The 1,975-nt window shown below is 71.5% G+C and carries 3 protein-coding genes; 2 read left to right on the top strand and 1 reads right to left on the bottom strand.

Annotation, left to right across the window (positions count from 1 at the left end; genetic code table 11):
- The first annotated feature begins 30 nt into the window (after positions 1 to 30).
- Positions 31 to 795 carry a DUF4198 domain-containing protein gene (locus tag ACV4UX_RS16375; protein WP_491594353.1) on the top strand — a complete coding sequence of 255 codons (765 nt, stop codon included), beginning with the start codon at positions 31 to 33 and terminating at the stop codon, positions 793 to 795.
- 1 nt (position 796) lies between these two features.
- A complete protein-coding gene (locus ACV4UX_RS16370) occupies positions 797 to 1,543 on the top strand; it encodes an HI_1622 family ECF transport-associated protein (protein ID WP_491594352.1) in 747 nt (248 codons plus the stop codon).
- Positions 1,544 to 1,576: 33 nt separating this feature from the next.
- On the opposite strand, the gene ACV4UX_RS16365 is transcribed toward ACV4UX_RS16370, so the two are convergent.
- Entirely contained in the window at positions 1,577 to 1,846 is a 270-nt protein-coding gene (locus ACV4UX_RS16365) for a helix-hairpin-helix domain-containing protein (protein ID WP_491594351.1), read from the bottom strand.
- Between the last annotated feature and the right edge of the window lie 129 nt (positions 1,847 to 1,975).

Here is a 1,975-nt window from a genome sequence, read left to right as displayed (position 1 = left end):
CGTAAATTCATGTGACACAAGAGGTGCACCGTGCGCAAGATCGTCCTGACCGTCCTGGCCCTGCTGGCCCTGGCCGCCCCGGCCATGGCCCACTTCGGCATGACCGTGCCGGACAAGAACATCGTCTCCAAGGAAGGCTCCAAGACCGTCTCCCTGGACATCCGCTTCTGGCACCCCATGGAGAACCAGGGCATGAACCTGGAAAAACCCAAACTGGAGCTGTGGGCCAAGGGCAGGAAGCAGGACATCTCGGCCGCCCTGGCCCCCGTCACCCTGGACGGCAGGCAGGCCTGGAAGGCCGACTGGACCGTGAAGACCCCCGGCGTGCACGTCTTCGCCATGACCCCCCCGCCCTACTGGGAGCCCGCCGAGGACAAGTTCATCGTCCACCTCACCAAGACCGTTGTGGCCGCCCTGGGCGACGACGAAGGCTGGGACAAGCCCCTGGGCCTCAAGCTGGAGATCGTGCCCCTGGCCAAGCCCTTCGCGCTCTACGCGGGCAATTCCTTCACGGGCAAGGCGCTCTTCAAGGGCAAGCCCCTGGCCAACGCCGAGGTGGAGGTGGAATTTTTCAACAAGGACGGCGCGCTCAAGGCCCCCGACGACGCCTATGTGACCCAGACCGTGAAGACCGACCCCAACGGCGTGTTCACCTGGACCGTGCCCTGGGCGGGCTGGTGGGGTTTCTCCGTGCTTGCCGACGACGACGCCAAGATGAAGAAGGACGGCAAGGACAAGGCCGTTGAGCTGGGCGGCGTGCTCTGGGTCTACTTCCATCCCGTGCCGGGCAAGTAGCGTGGCCGGGCGGACGATCTTCGCGGCCGCTTTCCTGGCGGCCGCATTTCTCTCCTGGCCCGGCCCGGCCCTGGCCCACAAGGTGAACGTGTTCGCCGTCGCCGAGGCCGGGGCGCTCGCGGGCGAGGGCTACTACGCCAACGGGAGCAAGGCGCAAGGCTGCCCCGTGGAGCTGCGCGACGCCTCGGGACGCGTGGCAGCCACGGCGCGAACCGGCAAGGACGGCAGCTTCCGCCTGGAACTGCCCCCGGGCCTTACCCCGCCCCTGACCCTGGTGCTCAAGGCCGGGGACGGCCACCAGGCCGACTACACCCTCACGGCGGCGGACCTGGGACCGCCCGCCGCGCAGGCCGCCCCCTCCCCCGGCGGGACGGGCCGGACTCCTGCCGTCGCGCCGTCGGCGTCGGCCGCCTCCGGCGGGGCCGCCGCGCCTCAGGCCGCCACGGCTGCGGCCGCAGACCCGGGCCGGACGCCCCCCGCACCGGCCGCGTCCGCCCAGGCCGCTTCGCCCACGGGGTCGGCCGCCGCCCCGGCGGCCCAGGCCCTTCCCCTGGACGAGGCGCGCCTTCAGGCCCTGGTGGAGCGGGCCGCCGCCAAGGCCGTGGAGGAGAAGCTCGCGCCCCTGCGCCTGGAACTGGCCCGGATGGCCGCCCAGGCCGAGGGCAACCGCGTGCGCGACATCGCCGGCGGCCTGGGCTGGATCGCCGGGCTCGTCGGGCTGGCCGCATGGCTCAAGCGCAGGCGCTGACAGCCTGTTCCACGGGCAGCCGGGCCGCCCGGGTCAATCCTTCCAGTTCCACCACTTGAGCCGCTCCGGGTCGCGCTCCCCGGGCGGCGTTTCCGCAAAGTACACCGCGCAGCGGAACACGTAGAGCACGCAGCGGTCCTGGTGGACGCCCCGCAGGGCGACGAGCCTTTCGTACAGTTCCAGGGGGTCGCGGCCCGCCAGGTCCTCCGGGCGGCGCACGCCCAGGTCCCAGAGGTCGCGGGCCATGCTCGGTCCGATGCCGGGGACGGCGCGCAGGAGCTTTTCGGTGTGCTTGTCCATCATGGGGCCATGGCCTATCATGGGGCCGCCATGATCAAAAGCCTCCTCGTCGCCGGCGTCTCCTCCGGGTGCGGCAAGACCTCCGTGACCCTGGGGCTGCTCGCGGCCCTGACCCGTCGCGGCGTCGCCGTG

The sequence above is a fragment of the Fundidesulfovibrio sp. genome (genome assembly GCF_058402725.1).
Note: the sequence above shows the minus strand (reverse complement) of the source record. Positions and strands in the feature narration are given on the sequence as shown.

Excerpts from the sequence above, each read along its gene's own strand:
- ACV4UX_RS16365 (WP_491594351.1), bottom strand. The coding sequence starts at position 1,846 with ATGATGGACAAGCACACCGAAAAGCTCCTGCGCGCCGTCCCCGGCATC.